This is a genomic window from Amycolatopsis heterodermiae, from assembly GCF_034929455.1.
GTDB lineage: Bacteria > Actinomycetota > Actinomycetes > Mycobacteriales > Pseudonocardiaceae > Amycolatopsis > Amycolatopsis heterodermiae.
Map to the genome: position 1 here is coordinate 812,951 of NZ_JAYFSI010000001.1, position 14,813 is coordinate 827,763.

16 protein-coding genes and 1 tRNA gene are annotated in these 14,813 nt (G+C 70.4%); 11 read left to right on the forward strand and 6 right to left on the reverse strand.

What is annotated here, in order from left to right; translation table 11 throughout:
• The first annotated feature begins 45 nt into the window (after positions 1-45).
• Positions 46-897 (forward strand): alpha/beta fold hydrolase, encoded by an 852-nt coding sequence (locus VA596_RS03900; RefSeq protein ID WP_323323671.1) that lies wholly within the window; start codon positions 46-48, stop codon positions 895-897.
• A 17-nt stretch (positions 898-914) separates the two neighbouring features.
• The gene (locus VA596_RS03905) at positions 915-2,093 is read left to right on the forward strand and encodes a PQQ-dependent sugar dehydrogenase (protein ID WP_323323673.1); all 1,179 of its coding nucleotides are present in this window, start codon (positions 915-917) and stop codon (positions 2,091-2,093) included.
• A 221-nt stretch (positions 2,094-2,314) separates the two neighbouring features.
• Here VA596_RS03905 and VA596_RS03910 read toward each other — a convergent pair whose 3' ends face one another.
• Positions 2,315-3,040: an SDR family NAD(P)-dependent oxidoreductase gene (locus VA596_RS03910; protein WP_323323674.1), complete on the reverse strand. Its 726-nt coding sequence runs from the start codon at positions 3,038-3,040 to the stop codon at positions 2,315-2,317.
• A 31-nt stretch (positions 3,041-3,071) separates the two neighbouring features.
• On the opposite strand from VA596_RS03910, the gene VA596_RS03915 reads away from it, so the two are divergent.
• A complete protein-coding gene (locus VA596_RS03915) occupies positions 3,072-3,575 on the forward strand; it encodes an isochorismatase family protein (RefSeq protein WP_323323676.1) in 504 nt (167 codons plus the stop codon).
• Complete coding sequence (locus VA596_RS03920) at positions 3,572-3,964, forward strand: NUDIX hydrolase (RefSeq protein WP_323323678.1); 393 nt, start codon at positions 3,572-3,574, stop codon at positions 3,962-3,964. The genes VA596_RS03915 and VA596_RS03920 overlap by 4 nt, the downstream gene beginning before the upstream one ends.
• Here the strand turns inward: VA596_RS03920 and VA596_RS03925 are convergent.
• The 3 genes from VA596_RS03925 to VA596_RS03935 form a co-directional block, all read right to left on the reverse strand.
• Entirely contained in the window at positions 3,957-4,229 is a 273-nt protein-coding gene (locus VA596_RS03925; protein ID WP_323323679.1) for a DUF6228 family protein, read from the reverse strand. The genes VA596_RS03920 and VA596_RS03925 overlap by 8 nt on opposite strands.
• Positions 4,226-4,819: a TetR/AcrR family transcriptional regulator gene (locus tag VA596_RS03930; RefSeq protein WP_284748553.1), complete on the reverse strand. Its 594-nt coding sequence runs from the start codon at positions 4,817-4,819 to the stop codon at positions 4,226-4,228. The genes VA596_RS03925 and VA596_RS03930 overlap by 4 nt, the downstream gene beginning before the upstream one ends.
• 99 nt (positions 4,820-4,918) lie before the next feature.
• On the reverse strand, positions 4,919-5,884 hold the full coding sequence (locus VA596_RS03935; protein ID WP_323323681.1) for an acyl-CoA desaturase: 966 nt from the start codon (positions 5,882-5,884) through the stop codon (positions 4,919-4,921).
• Between the two features lie 202 nt (positions 5,885-6,086).
• Here VA596_RS03935 and VA596_RS03940 point away from each other — a divergent pair.
• From VA596_RS03940 to VA596_RS03960, 5 genes are all read left to right on the forward strand, one after another.
• A tRNA-Gln gene (locus VA596_RS03940) sits at positions 6,087-6,158 on the forward strand.
• Positions 6,159-6,204: 46 nt separating this feature from the next.
• Positions 6,205-7,959 (forward strand): GGDEF domain-containing protein, encoded by a 1,755-nt coding sequence (locus tag VA596_RS03945; RefSeq protein ID WP_323323683.1) that lies wholly within the window; start codon positions 6,205-6,207, stop codon positions 7,957-7,959.
• Between the two features lie 48 nt (positions 7,960-8,007).
• Positions 8,008-9,480, forward strand: coding sequence for a bifunctional UDP-N-acetylglucosamine diphosphorylase/glucosamine-1-phosphate N-acetyltransferase GlmU (glmU, locus tag VA596_RS03950; RefSeq protein ID WP_323323685.1), 1,473 nt, complete (start codon positions 8,008-8,010; stop codon positions 9,478-9,480).
• Positions 9,477-10,457, forward strand: coding sequence for a ribose-phosphate diphosphokinase (locus VA596_RS03955; protein WP_323323687.1), 981 nt, complete (start codon positions 9,477-9,479; stop codon positions 10,455-10,457). Before glmU ends, VA596_RS03955 begins: the two co-directional genes overlap by 4 nt.
• Before the next feature lie 64 nt (positions 10,458-10,521).
• On the forward strand, positions 10,522-11,391 hold the full coding sequence (locus VA596_RS03960; RefSeq protein WP_323323689.1) for a TIGR03621 family F420-dependent LLM class oxidoreductase: 870 nt from the start codon (positions 10,522-10,524) through the stop codon (positions 11,389-11,391).
• Here the strand turns inward: VA596_RS03960 and VA596_RS03965 are convergent.
• Together VA596_RS03965 and VA596_RS03970 are read right to left on the reverse strand one after the other, a co-directional pair.
• Positions 11,385-12,026, reverse strand: a complete 642-nt coding sequence (locus tag VA596_RS03965; RefSeq protein WP_323323691.1) for an NAD(P)-dependent oxidoreductase — start codon at positions 12,024-12,026, stop codon at positions 11,385-11,387. The two genes, VA596_RS03960 and VA596_RS03965, sit on opposite strands and share 7 nt — an antisense overlap.
• 100 nt (positions 12,027-12,126) lie before the next feature.
• Positions 12,127-13,239 carry a hypothetical protein gene (locus tag VA596_RS03970; protein WP_323323693.1) on the reverse strand — a complete coding sequence of 371 codons (1,113 nt, stop codon included), beginning with the start codon at positions 13,237-13,239 and terminating at the stop codon, positions 12,127-12,129.
• Between the two features lie 353 nt (positions 13,240-13,592).
• Between VA596_RS03970 and VA596_RS03975 the strand changes: the two genes are divergently transcribed.
• On the forward strand, positions 13,593-14,201 hold the full coding sequence (locus VA596_RS03975; protein ID WP_323323695.1) for a 50S ribosomal protein L25/general stress protein Ctc: 609 nt from the start codon (positions 13,593-13,595) through the stop codon (positions 14,199-14,201).
• 9 nt (positions 14,202-14,210) lie between these two features.
• Positions 14,211-14,804 (forward strand): aminoacyl-tRNA hydrolase, encoded by a 594-nt coding sequence (pth, locus tag VA596_RS03980; RefSeq protein ID WP_323323697.1) that lies wholly within the window; start codon positions 14,211-14,213, stop codon positions 14,802-14,804.
• Positions 14,805-14,813 lie beyond the last annotated feature (9 nt).

Genomic DNA, 14,813 nt, shown 5'->3' on the forward strand with positions numbered 1-14,813 from the left:
CACTCCCTATTTAACCGCTTGATAGGGAAGGTTAGAGTACTTTGCATGACGATATACAAATCCGAAGCTGGCGCTCGGCTGCTGCGCGAGCGCTACCTCGACGTCCTCAAGGCGTGGCCCGTCCCCCACGAGCAGGTGCGGGTGCCGACCCCCGAGGGCGAGACGTTCGTGCTCGTCTCCGGCCCGGCCGGCGCCCCGGCCCTCGTGCTGCTGCACGGTTCCGGCAGCAACTCCGGCGAATGGGCCCACCGGCTCCCGGAGCTGGCCGAGCGGTTCCGGGTGTACGCCGTCGACGTCATCGGCGAGCCTGGATTGAGCGCCGAGACGCGCCCGCCGCTCGGCACGGACCGGTACGCGACCTGGCTGGACGCCGTGCTCGACCACTTCGGGGTCGCGTCGGCGGCTTTCCTGACGTCGTCGCTCGGCGGCTGGCTCGCGCTCGACTACGCGACCCGGCGGCCCGGGCGCGTCACGGCGCTGGCGCTGCGGTCCCCGATCGGCCTCGGCCCGATGAAGAAGGGGTTCCTGGTAAAGGCCGTGTTCCTGGCGATGCTGGGTGAATGGGGGCGCCGCCGGTCCGTGGCCGGGGTGCTCGGGGACGCGGGATCGTCGCCGGTCGTCGAGCACCAGCTGCTCGTGTCGGCGAACTACCGCTACCGCACCGGGCCGTTCCCGGCGTTCGGCGACGCCGCGCTGGCCGGGCTGACCATGCCGGTGTACGCCGTCGCCGGCGCGGACGACGTCATGGTCGACTCCGCGACGACCAAACGGCGGCTCGAGGCGGTGGCGCCGGACGCCGTCGTCGATCTGGTTCCCGGCACCGGGCACTACCTCCCGGGCGACGCCGACCTGGAGTTCCTCACGCGTGCGGCAGCGAACGGCGATTTCACCGCTTGATGGCAGGATGAGCCGTTATGCGGCGTGTGCTGGGTCTCATCGGTGTGGTGTCCCTGCTGGTCACGGGCTGCTCAGGGGCGTCGAGCGCCCCCGTGCAGAGCGTCCCGCCACCCGCGCCCACGGCGTCGAGCGGGAAGTTCAAGGTCGAGACGGTCACCGAAGGGCTCGAGCACGGCTGGGACATCGGCTTCCTGCCCGACGGCGGTTACCTCGTGCCGCAGCGGCCGGGCAAGCTCGCGCTGATCCGCGACGGCAAGGTCACCGACGTCAAGGCCGACTTCTCCGACGTCCTCGTGCAGGGCGAGGGCGGGCTGCTCGGCATGGTGATCAGCCCGGACTTCACGACCAGCCGTGAGTTCATCACCTGCCAGGACCACCAGGAGGGCGGCAAGGCCGTCGACATCCGGCTGGTCACCTGGAAGCTGGCCGGCGACGGCGCGAGCGCGACGAAGGTCAAGGACCTGCTGACCGGGCTGCCGGTCAACCCGAGCGGACGGCACTCCGGCTGCCGCCCGACGTTCGCGCCGGACGGCGCGCTGCTGGTCGGCACCGGCGACACGGCGAAGTCGACCGTCTCGCAGGACCGGCACGCGCTGGGCGGCAAGGTGCTGCGGCTGGACGCGAAGACCGGGAAGCCGTTGCCGGACAACCCGTTCATCACGTCGCCGGACCCGCGCGAACGGCTCATCTACACCTACGGGCACCGCAACCTGCAGGGCGTGGCGATCCGGCCGGGCAGCGGCCAGGTGATCACCGCCGAGCACGGCCCGACGTTCGACGACGAGGTCAACCTGCTGAAGCCGGGCGCGAACTACGGCTGGGACCCGTCGAAGGGCGGCACGGACTCGAGCTACGACGAGAGCGTGCCGATGACCGACCTCAAGCGCTTCCCGGACGCGGTGAGTCCACTGTGGACATCCGGGAAGATCACCGAGGCGATCAGCGGCGACGCGTTCCTGACCGGCGCCCAGTGGGGGCCGAACGACGGCGCGCTCGTCGTCGTCGCCCTCAAGGGACAGAAGCTGCTGCTGTTCCACCTGGACCCCGCGGGCAAGGTCCTCGACGTCTCCCTGCCGCCCGAGTTCGACGACAAGTTCGGCCGGTTGCGGGCGGTCCGCAGCGGCCCGGACGGCGCGCTGTACGTGACCACGTCGGACGGGACGAACGACAAGCTGCTGAAGGTCACGCCCGCCTGAGGTGTGCAAAAGACACACCCGGCCGGTGCCGGGAACACTGTCGTGCCGCGAGGCGATCGCGGAACATGGTGTGCACCAGGAGTTTTTCGCCCGCCACCGACGAGTGTTGGACGCGGTCCGAAGAAAGCGTTCCCGCGGCAGCACCGCGCCGGTCCCCGGACGCCACCGCCGACCTGGCGTCCGGGGACCGGCTTCCAGCGTCCGAACCGATCGGCGACGCCTCAGCCGCCCAGGTAGGCGCCCCCGTTGACGTGCAGCACCTGGCCGGTGACGTGCCCGGCGGCCGGGCTCGCCAAGAACGTCACCACGGCGGTGACGTCCTCCGGCGTGCCAGGTCGCTTGTTCATCGTGTTGCCGACCAGCCGCTCGCGGCGGCGGTCGCTGAGCTTGCCGTGGAAGAACTCTGTCTCGCCGATCAGGCCCGGCGCGACGACGTTCGCGGTGATCCCGCGCGGGCCGAACTCCTGCGCCACGCTGACGTTCCACGCCTCGACCGCGGCCTTCGCGGCGCCGTACGAGCCGGCGCCGGTGTGGGCGGCGATCGAGCCGATCGTCACGATCCGCGCGCCGTCGGCGAGGCGGTCGCGCAGCGCGTGCGTCACCAGCGCCGCACTGACCACATTGGACCGGAGGTTCCGCTCGAAGGCGGCCGCGAACCCGGCGAGACCCTCGCCGCCGTCGCCGCTGAAGTCCGTGTTGCCGCCGGCGTTGTTGACGAGCACGTCGACCCGGTCCGGCAACTCGCCCAGTGCGGTCTCGACGGCCGCCGGATCGGCCGCGTCGAACACCACCGGCCGCGCGCCCAGCAGCGTCGCCGCCTCGGTGAGCACCTTCTCCCGGCGCCCGGTGATCGTGACCCGGTCACCTGCCTGCGCGAACGCCGCCGCGACGGCGTACCCGATGCCCGTGCCGCCGCCGGTCACCACGATTTCCCTGCTGTTCCCCATGTCCGGAAACCCTACTGCCTAGGATCGGGGTATGACGAAGATCGATCCGGCCACGTCCGCCCTCGTGCTTGTCGACCTGCAGGAGCGGATCGTGGTGCTGCCGACCACGCCGCACACCGGCGAAACGGTCCTGGCGAACGCCCTGCGCCTGCGGGAGGCGTTCCGCGCGGCGGGCGCGCCGGTCGTGATCGTGAAGGTGTCGCGGCCGGACAACCCGCCGGGCAACGAGCTGGTGTTCGACCCGCAGGACGACAAGATCGTCACCAAGTTCACGATCGGCGGCTTCGCCGGCACCGACCTGGACGAGTACCTGCGCGGCCAGGGCGTCCGCACGGTGGTGTTCGGCGGCATCGCGACGGAGTTCGGCGTCGAGTCGACCCTGCGCGCGGCTTCGGACCACGGTTACGACACGGTGGCGGTCTCGGACGCGATGACGGCCCTGTCGGACATCTCGCACGAGAACGCGATCACGAAGATCTTCCCGCGCCTGGGCACGGTCGTGACCACCGACGAGGCGCTGGCGGGGCTGGCGTGATCGACAAGATCGCCTGGCTGCACCTGGTGGACGGCCGCATCCTGAGCACGCGCTCGCGCGGCAAGCAGGCGTACTACCTCCCGGGCGGCAAGCGCGAGCCGGGCGAGACGGACGAGCAGACCCTGGTGCGCGAGATCCGCGAAGAGGTCACCGTCGCGATCGCCGAGCCGACGATCCGGCCGGCCGGCGCCTTCGAAGCCCAGGCGGACGGCAAGGCGGCGGGCGTGGTCGTCCGGATGACGTGCTTCACCGCGGAGTACACAGGGACGTTGGCGGCGAGCAGCGAGATCGAGGAGATCGCCTGGCTCGGCTACGCGGACCGTGACCGGGTGTCGGCGGTGGACAAGCTCATCTTCGACCACTTGCACCAGGCCGGCTTGCTCAAGTAGCCAGGAACGCGGTCACGTCCGCACTGAAGCGGCGCAGTTCCTCGCCCGGAGTCAGGAACGTGCGGGCCACGCACTCCCAGTGGCGCGCCCGATCCAGCACCGACTCGGGTCCGCGGAGCGTCCACGCCAGCTCGACGACTCCGCCGGTGTGGACCGCGCGCAGTTCGAGGTCACCGCGGACCGAGAAGACCACGAGGTCGCCTTCCGAGCGGTCGAGGTTCGACAACGTGACCGTTACGCCCGGACCCTCGACGGAAACCGTCATCTCAGCCGGAGCTTGGGCTTGTCCTCCAGATGGGACAGCCCGTTCCAAGCCAGGTTGACGAGGTGCGCCGCGACCTCGTCACGCTTCGGCTTCCGGGCGTCGAGCCACCACTGGCCGGTCAGCGCCACCATGCCCACCAACGCCTGGGCGTACAGCGCCGCCAGTTTTTCGTCGTAGCCACGCGCCGCGAACTGCTGGGCCAGGATGTGCTCGACCTGGCTCGCGATGTCGTTGAGCACGGTGGAAAACGTGCCCGTGGAGCTCGCCACCGGGGAGTCGCGGACCAGGATGCGGAAGCCGTCGTGGGAATCCTCGACGTACGACAGCAACGCCGTCGCCGCCTGTTCCAGCATCACCCTCGGGTGACCGCCGTGGAGGGTCGAGACCATGCGTTCCAGCAGCAGCTGCGTTTCGCGGTCGACGACCACCGCGTAGATGCCCTCTTTGCCGCCGAAGTGCTCGTACACCACCGGTTTCGACACGTTGGCGCGGTGCGCGATCTCCTCGATCGACGTGCCGTCGAAGCCCTTTTCGGCGAACAGCGCCCGCGCGACGTTCAGCAGCTGCTGCCGCCGTTCGCTGCCGGTCATCCGGACGCGGGTCACCGGGGCGGCCGGTCTTGCCCCGGTGACCTGCTGCTCACGCTTTGAACGTCGTCTCCCCGCCACGCGCCGAACCCTACAGTGAGGCTAGCTCTTGTCCGTGGCGATTCGGGCCAACCGCTGCGGGGTCGGCCAGCGCACGTCGTGCACCCAGCCGAACTTCTCGAAGATCCAGATCAGCCGCGCCGAGATGTCGATCTGGCCGCGCTTCACGCCGTGGCGCGCGGACGTCGGGTCGGCGTGGTGCAGGTTGTGCCAGGACTCGCCGAAGCTGAAGATCGCCAGCGGCCAGAAGTTGGCCGAGTTGTCGCGGGCGGTGAACGGGCGGTCGCCGATCATGTGGCAGATCGAGTTGATCGACCACGTCACGTGGTGCAGCACGCAGATGCGCACCAGGCCGGCCCAGAAGAACGCCGTCACGGCGCCCCACAGCGACCAGGACACGAGCCCGCCGATGAGGGCCGGCAGCGCCAGGCTGATCAGGGCCCACAGCCAGAACAGGTCGTCGACCTTCTTGATCGCCGGGTCCTTCACCAGGTCCGGCGCGAAGCGCTCGGCGTTCGTCTGGTCGCGCTCGAACAGCCAGCCCATGTGCGCGTGCCAGAAACCCTTGGCGATGGCCCACGGCGAGGTGCCGAACGCCCACGGGGAGTGCGGGTCGCCGTCGCGGTCGGAGAACGCGTGGTGACGGCGGTGGTCGGCGACCCAGGTGATGACCGGGCCCTGCAGCGCGATGCTGCCGGCGATGGCCATGACCACGCGCAGCCACTTCTTGGCCTTGAACGAGCCGTGCGTGAAGTAGCGGTGGTACGACACCGTGATGCCGAGCCCGCTGATCGCGTAGAACACCACGAAGATGCCGACGTCGACCCAGCTCAGCCCCCAGCCCCAGGCGAACGGCACCGCGACCAGCAGTGCCACCAACGGCGCGATCACGCCGAAGTAGACCGAAAGCTGCACGCCGATTCCGCGTGTGCCTTCGATGACAGGTTTGGGCCCCTTGGGCGCCGGAGGCTCCCCGGTGGGCTGCGAACGGTCGAGCGTGGCCGTCATACGCTTCACTTCTTCCTGCGTGGTGCCCCTACAAAGGGTTACCTAACCTACGATGCCGTAAGTTACGGTACAGGAGGTTCCGCCGGGTGGGGAGTGGCTGAACCTCTCACCGGTACTTCGGACCCGGGTACCCGGCAGACGGGCGCGTAACGCATCCCCCGCGCGGACGACACCCGATCGTCGCTATCCTGACCAGGAGCAATCCGCCGTAGTGTAATCGGCAGCACTTCAGATTTTGGTTCTGACAGTTCAGGTTCGAATCCTGGCGGCGGAGCAGCGAAAACACCAAGCTGAGGACCCCGAACCACGACACCGGGAGGTTGGCGCTGACCGAAGAGGCGACCGACCCGGTAGCGGCCAGGCGGCCCACGCTGATCGAGATGTCCGACGCCTGGCTCGTCGGACGCGCGCGTGAGCTGACCGCCGCGGTCCAGCGTTCGGACTACCCCCACCAGCTCGAGATCGTCGCGCAGATGGACGAGCTGCTCGACGAGACCCAGCGCCGCGGCGAGCCGTTGCTGGTCGCGCAGCTGCTGCGCTCCTCCGCCACCGCCCGGCTGATCACCAAGGGCCTCGCCGCCGAAGCGGAGCCGCGGCTCGACGAGATGCTCGCGCACACCCGGCGCCACGGCCTGGCGCTGCTGCGGGCCGACGCGCACGCCCTACGCGGGCGCCGCCTCGTGCTCGCCGCGCAGGAGGACGCCGCGCTCACCGAGATCGCCCGCGCGCTGGCCATCCTCGACGACTCCGCGATCCCGGACCGCCAGGTCGGGATCCGCACCTGGAACCGGATGCTGTGGTCGACGCTGAACGACTGCTGGATCGTGCTCAACCAGCTCGGCGTCTACGAAGCCGCCGAAGAGGTCAGCAGCCGCGCCGCGTCCGCGATCCGCGAGAGCGCGACCCCGCACGAGATCACCCTGCAGCTGCTGAACCGGGTGAAGATGCTGCTCGGCTGGGGCCTGCGGCTGGAGCGGATCGAAGAGTACGACGAGAGCGCCGACAAGTTCCGCACCGCCGCCTCGATGGCGATGGCCATCGAGGGCCCCTACAGCGAGTCGCTGTTCCCGCGCCGGGCCGGCGTCGAAGCCGTCGAGCAGGTCGGCGTGCTGGCCGCCGCGCTCGCGCTGCACCGGCCCACCGAGGACCAGATCGACCGGCTCCGCGGGCTCCACGAGGGCATCGGCTACCCGGGCGAACGCGAGATCGTGACGATCGCCCTCGCCCGCTGCTTCGACAAGGCCGGCCGGCGGGAAGACGCGCTGGACGTGCTCCGCTCGGCCCGCGAGTCGCTGGGCGAGGACGGCTCCCAGCCGTCGATGCGGCTGAACATCGCCCGCGAACTCGCCCGCCTCGACACCAGCCCGGACTACGCGTCCGGCGCCAGCCAGTCGCTGATCGACTACGCGACCCGGCTGGAGACGGAGATGTGGAGCCTGCGCGAGTCGCAGATCGCCACGCTGAACGCCCGCCGCGAGCACGAACGGCTGTCGGCCGAGCACGGCGCGATCACCCAGCAGGCGCTGCAGGACCCGCTCACCGGCCTGCCGAACCGGCGCGCGCTGGACGAGAAGCTGCGGCAGCTCGCGTCCTCGGCCGACGCGCAGCCGCTCGCCGTCGCGCTCGTCGACCTCGACGGCTTCAAGGGCGTCAACGACAAGCAGTCGCACGCCGAAGGCGACAATGTGCTGCGTGTCGTCGCGAGCACGCTGCGTGACGCCCTGCGCGGTGACGACCTGGTGGCGCGCTACGGCGGTGACGAGTTCATCGTGCTGCTGCCGGGCACCCCGGCGTCCGCGGCGAAGATGGCGCTCGGCCGTGCGGTGAAGTCCGTCGCCGGCCTGCCGCACCACCTGTCGCACGGCGTCACGCTGTCGATCGGGCTCGTCTCCCTGCGCCCGCAGGAGCGGGGCGAGCAGGTCCTCGCCCGCGCGGACGCGGCCATGTACCAGGCCAAACGCGGCGGCGGCAACCAGGTGGCCTCGGCCAACTCGATGGCTGCGGACCCAGCTGCGGCGTGGACGAGCGAGGGCCTACCGACCGACCCCGCGTGGGACCCCGAGGAGCACAGTTAGGATCGGTGCCCGACAGAAGCCACCAGTTGGTAACCGTTGGGAGCGTCGTTGACCGGCCCGCTGAGCACGTTGATCCTGGCCGCGGGTGAAGGCACCCGCATGCGTTCCTCGACGCCGAAGGTGCTGCACCCCATCGCCGGGCGGCCCCTCGTCGAGCACGCCGTCCGGGCCGCCGCCGGCCTGGACCCCGAGCACCTCGTCGTGGTCGTCGGCCACGGCCGCGAGGCCGTCGGCGAGCACCTGGCCGCCGTCGCGGAGAACCTCGGCCGCGCGGTCGGCACCGCGGTGCAGGCCGAGCAGAAGGGCACCGGCCACGCCGTCGGCTGCGCCCTCGCGACCCTGCCCGCCGACCTCACCGGCACCGTGATCGTCAGCTACGGCGACGTCCCGCTCCTGGACACCGAGACGCTCTCGGCCCTGCTGGCCGAGCACCTCGAGGCGAAGAACGCCGTCACCGTGCTCACCGCCGTGGTCGCCGACCCGGCCGGCTACGGCCGCATCACGCGCGACGACGCCGGCCACGTCACCGGGATCGTCGAGCACAAGGACGCCACCCCGGAGCAGGCGGAGATCACCGAGATCAACTCGGGTGTCTACGCCTTCGACGCCGCGGTGCTGCGCGACGGCCTTTCGCGCCTGTCGACCGACAACGCGCAGGGCGAGCTCTACCTCACCGACGTCCTGGGCATCGCGAACGGCGACGGCCGGGGCGTCGGCGCGCTGGTCGTCGACGACCCGTGGCTGACCGAGGGCGTCAACGACCGCGTCCAGCTGTCGGTGCTCGGCGCCGAGCTGAACCGCCGGATCGTCCGCCGCTGGCAGCGCGAGGGCGTCACGGTCGTCGACCCGGCCTCGACCTGGATCGACGCCGGCGTCACCCTCTCGCGTGACGTCGTGATCGAGCCGGGCGTGCAGCTCAAGGGCACGACCTCGGTCGGCGAGGGCAGCACCGTCGGCCCGGACAGCACGCTGACCAACGTCTCGATCGGGGCCGGCGCCTCCGTCGTGCGGGTGCACGGCTCCGACTCCGAGCTGGGCGACCGCGTGAACGTCGGGCCGTTCACCTACCTGCGGCCGGGCACCAAGCTGGGTGTCAAGGCCAAGCTCGGCGCGTTCGTCGAGACGAAGGCCGCCGACATCGGCGCCGGCACCAAGGTGCCGCACCTGACCTACGTCGGCGACGCCACGATCGGCGAGAACAGCAACATCGGCTGCTCCAGCGTGTTCGTGAACTACGACGGCGTGAACAAGCACAAGACCGTTATCGGGTCGCATGTCCGGTTGGGCGCCGACAACACCTTCGTCGCCCCGGTGCGGATCGGTGACGGCGCTTACAGTGGTGCGGGTGCCGTGATCCGCGAAGACGTCCCGCCGGGCACACTCGCGGTGTCGGCGCCGCCGCAGCGCAACATCGAAGGCTGGGCGATCCGGCGCCGGCCGGGTACGCCCGCGGCGGAGGCGGCGCAGGCCGCCCTCGACGCCGATTCAGCAGCAGGAACCGACGGGGAGTCGCCAGCATGAGTCCGAAGTCAGGTACGCCGAAGAAGAACTTGATGCTCTTCTCCGGACGGGCGCACCGGGAGCTCGCCGAAGAGGTCGCCGAGCACCTCAACGTGACGATCACCCCGCAGACGGCTCACACGTTCGCCAACGGCGAGCTGTTCGTCCGCTTCGAGGAGTCCGTCCGCGGCACCGACGCCTTCGTCATCCAGGCGCACACCACGCCCATCAACGAGTACGTGATGGAGCAGCTGATCATGGTGGACGCGCTCAAGCGGGCGAGCGCGAAGCGGATCACCGTCGTGATGCCGTTCTACCCGTACGCGCGCCAGGACAAGAAGCACAAGGGCCGCGAGCCGATCTCGGCCCGGCTGATCGCGGACCTGTTCAAGACCGCGGGCGCCGACCGGATCATGACGGTCGACCTGCACACCGCGCAGATCCAGGGCTTCTTCGACGGCCCCGTCGACCACCTGATGGCCCAGAGCGTGCTGGCCGACCACATCAAGAAGACCTACGGCGACGCCGACATCACCGTCGTCTCGCCGGACTCGGGCCGCGTGCGGCTGGCCGAGAAGTGGGCGCAGCAGCTGGGCGACCGGCCGATCGCGTTCATCCACAAGACCCGCGACCCGGACAAGCCGAACCAGGCCGTCGCCAACCGCGTGGTCGGCAAGGTCGAGGGCAAGCTCTGCGTGCTGATCGACGACATGATCGACACCGGCGGCACGATCGTGAAGGCCACCGAAGCGCTGATCGACGAGGGCGCGGCGGACGTCGTCATCGCGACGACCCACGGCATCCTGTCGGACCCGGCGACCGAGCGGCTTTCGCAGTGCAAGGCGCGCGAGGTCATCGTCACGAACTCGCTGCCGATCCCCGAGGAGAAGCGGTTCAACGGCCTGACCGTGCTGTCGATCGCCCCGATGCTGGCGGAAGCCATCCAGCAGGTCTTCGAGGACGGCTCGGTCACGTCCCTCTTCGACGGCAACGCCTGACGAACCCGTCCGCCGGGCGCGAACTCCGCGCCCGGCGGCGGTTCCCGGCGCTAGCGTCGCCGGCATGGGGAACTACAAGTTCGGCGTGAGCTTCCGCGAAATCGGCAGCCGGGACGCGTGGATCGCGAAGTGCCGGCGGGCCGAGGAACTCGGCTATGACGTCATCACCGTGCCCGATCACCTCGGTACCGGACGGTTCGCGCCGTTCCCGGCGCTGGCCATGGCCGCCGCCGTCACCGAACGGCCGCGGCTCGGCACGCTCGTGTCCAACGTGCCCTTCTACAACCTTTCGCTCTTCGCGCGGGAAGCGTCGTCGACGGCCGCGCTGCTCGGCGGGCGCCTGGATCTGGGCCTCGGTTCCGGGCACATGAAGAGCGAGTTCGACGCCGCCGGGCTGCCGTGGCAGAACGCCGCGGGCCGCATCGGCTACCTCGAAGAGAGCCTCGGCTTCCTGCGGAAACACTTCGAAGACGAGGGGGTCGAGCAGCCGCGGCTGCTCATCGCGGGCAACAGCGACGGCGTGCTCGGCCTGGCCGCCGAGCACGCGGACGTCGTGGGTTTCGCGGGCCTGAGGCAGGCGCCCGGCCGGCCGCCGGGCACGTTCGTCCTCGACAACGCCGAGGCGATGGACGAGCGCGTGGCGTACTTCCGGGCTCGCGCCGGGGCCCGCGACGTCGAGTACAACATGCTGGTGCAGCGGGTCGTGGTCACCGACGACCGCCGGGCCGCGGCGTCGGCGTGGCACGACGAGACCGAGCACCGCGCCGCCCGCAGCGTCGACGAACTCCTCGACGCGCCCCAGTTGCTGCTGGGCACGGTCGAGGAGATCGCCGGACAGCTGGAGGAACGGCGCAAGCGCTACGGCTTCTCCTACATCACGGTCTTCGAGCCGTTCCTCGAAACCTTCGCGCCCGTACTGAAGGAGCTTCAGTAGGCGACAGTGAACCGCGCACGGCGGTGCTTCGGCTGCTCGATCTCGTCGACGTACGCGATCGCGTAGTCGTCGCCGCCGATGTGCGACTTGCCGTTCTCGTCGGTGACCAGGACGTCGCCGCCGACCCGGAACTCGCCGCGGCGCTCGCCGGGGATCCAGGCGCCGAACTCGGCGGCAGGGCTGACGTAGAACCAGTCGAGGTCCTCGGGCTGCTCACGCAGCAGGGCGAGCACCTCGGCGTGGTTGCCGGCCTCTTCCTTGTACTCGTCCGGGAACTCCGGGGTGTCGAACAGCCGCGGGCCGCCCTCGGCGACGAGCAGGCTCGCCGCGCCGCCCACGAACGACAGGCGGACGCCGTTCTCGCGCGCGATCCGGACCAGTCCGGGCACCGCGTCGATCAGCTTCTCGCCGTCGATCGCGCGGGCCGGGGTGGCGACCACGAAGACGTCCGCGTCCTTGGCGGCCCGCGCCACGAACTCCTCGTCGTGCAACGAACCCTGCACCGCTTCGACGCCCTCGGGCACCGAGCCGGGGTTGCGCGCGACGCCGGCGACCTCGTGCCCGCGGCGCACCGCCTCGGCGCCGATCCTGCTCCCGGCGTACCCGGTCCCCCCGAAAACCACCAGCTTGGCCATGTCATCTGCTCCGTTCGAAAGTCGGCTGTCACAGCCGATGCTAGGAACGGAAGATCACCTACTTCAACGGAAGCAACGCACCGCCGGGTAGGTGTCCAGGTCAGCCGCCCAGCGCGGCGAACTCCGTGGCCAGCTTCTGCTTCACCGCGTTGACGTCGAGGGCGGCGCGGACCTCCGCCGTCGCGCTCGGCTTGGACAGCACCTGGTAGCTGGCCGTGCGGTTCGGCAGCCGGAAGGTGACCGTGCAGGACATCTTGACCGTCGCGTACGGCTCGGCGTCGGCGGCCGCCGTGCATGTCTGCGAGCCGAGCGAGTCGGCGCTCACCTCGACCGAGAGGTTGAGGTGCACGGTGCTCTTCTCACCCGAAGCCGGCGAGCCGACGACGCTGTTGGAGACGTCCACCGTCGTCGTGCACGAACCGACGAAGTCCTTGCAGTCCAGGTTGTCGTTGGTGACGACGGCGCTCGCCTGCACCAGCCCCTCGAACGGCTGCCCGAGGCCGCCGACGGTGTTGTCGAGGTCGGTGTGGAACTTCTTGATCGCGTCCCCGGTGAGCGGGGCGACCTGGAACTCCGCGCCGAACTTCGGCCCGCCCTGCGGGTCGAGCAGCGCCGGCGCGAAGCTGACGACGCGGTTCGGCTTCGCGGTCGTGATCCGCACGACGCTGGGCGCGGCCCCGAGCTGGAAGACCTCGGTGCCGTCCGGGAGCTTGGCCTTGACCGGCTCGCGCGCCTGGTCCATCCCGGCGATCGCCTTGCGCAGCGCGCCGGCGAGGGCGGCGGGGGCGAGCCTGGCCGCCGGGTCCATCGGCAGCTCGGTACCTTGCGAGCGCACCCAGCTCGTGCCGAACTGGGTGCCCTCGTCGATCGCGTGCGCCTTCCAGTAGTCGGCGTCGGCCTGCAGGTAGAACTGCCCGGCGGCGGACGTCACCTGGACGACGCGGCCCTCGAGCGGCAGCGCGCCGACCGCGCTGCCGCCGCGGGTGATCCGGAACTGCTGCTCGGCGCCCTTGACCGTCGCCTTCAGCGCGAGCGCGGGCGCCTGCTCCAGCGCCGCCAGTGCGGCGTCGACCGCCGTGCGCTGCTCGGCGCGCCGGTCCGCCTTCTCCTGGTCCGCCGCGGACACCCCGGGCGTGCCCGGGACCGCCACCTGACAACCGGCCAGCAGCCCGCTCAGCAGCAACACGGCCGCCACCGTGCCTCGAGCCCGCATCTTCCGCCCCCTGCTCTTCCGCTCCGCCGAGCACACCTCGGCAGGCGAAGTCCCGCCACCGGATTTGTGTCGTCACATCCTGGGCTCCAGGAGGGTTCTAGCCTGGTCCGGGCACCCGCCGCAACCCACCGTGATGAGGTTGGTTTACACTCTTGAGGTTGTCTCGGCGAGGCGGGGCCCTTCCAGGGTGCCCGGCGTGATCGACGCGGCGGCTCGAGTAGCCCTCCCGGCTGTCGTGCACGCCCGGAAATCTCGCCGCCGAACGCAACCACCCGAACGACAAGACCCATCGCATCCCCGCCGCAGCATGCTGTTCACCGCACCATGTTCGTGATTTGAAGGAGTGCCACACCGTGTCCGAGGTACGTCTGTCCGTCGAGCCGCGCACCGAGTTCGGCAAGGGCGCCGCGCGTCGCACGCGTCGCGCCGGCAAGATCCCCGCCGTCCTGTACGGCCACGGCTCGGACCCCCGGCACTTCGCGCTGCCGGCCATCGAGTTCGCCCGCGTCGTGCGTGAGAACGGCTCCAACGCCGTCATCACCCTCGCCATCGAGGGCTCCGACGAGCTCGCGCTGACGAAGACCATCGTCGTGCACCCGCTCAAGAACTACATCGAGCACGTCGACCTGCTGGTCGTGAAGCGCGGCGAGAAGATCGTCGTCGACGTCCCCGTCGTCGTCACCGGCAACCCCGGCCCCGGCGGCCTGGTCAACCAGGACGTCGACACCCTGCAGGTCGAGGTCGAGGCGCTGCACATCCCGGACCAGTTCGAGGTCTCGATCGAGGGCGCCGAGATCGGCACCCAGATCGTCGCGTCGCAGGTCGAGCTGCCCCAGGGCGCCGTCCTGGTCACCGACCCGGACGCCCTCGTCGTGGCCGTCAACGAGCCGCAGCGTGAAGAGGAAGACGACGAGGACACCGCCACCGAGGCGGGCGGCGAGTCGGCCGAAGCCGCCGAATAGTCTTTCCGCATGACCGAAGACCTGCCCGGGGCCGGCGAGCTGATCCTGCTCGCCGGCCTCGGCAATCCCGGGCCCCAGTACGCCGGAAACCGGCACAATGTCGGGTTCATGGTGCTGGACGAGCTGGCCGGCCGGGTCGGCGGCAAGTTCAAGGCGCACAAGAGCGGCGCGGAGGTGCTCGAAGGCCGTCTCGGCGGCCGCCGGGTCGTGCTGGTGAAGCCGCGCTCGTTCATGAACCTCTCGGGCGGGCCGGTGGTCGGCGCCGCGAAGTTCTTCAAGATCCCGCCGACCGGGGTCGTCGTGGTGCACGACGAGCTGGACGTCGACTTCGGCGCCCTGAAGCTCAAGTTCGGCGGCGGCGACAACGGCCACAACGGGCTCCGCTCGATCACGAAGTCGCTCGGCACCCGCGAGTACTACCGGGTGCGGTTCGGGATCGGCCGCCCGCCGGGCCGCCAGGACCCGGCGGACTTCGTGCTGAAGGACTTTTCGACGGTCGAGCGCAAGGAGCTCCCGTTCGAGGTCGACCGGTGCGCGGACGCGACCGAGGCCCTGGTCGGGACCGGCCTCGCGGCCGCGCAGAACACCTTTCACGCAGGCTGACACGGGTGG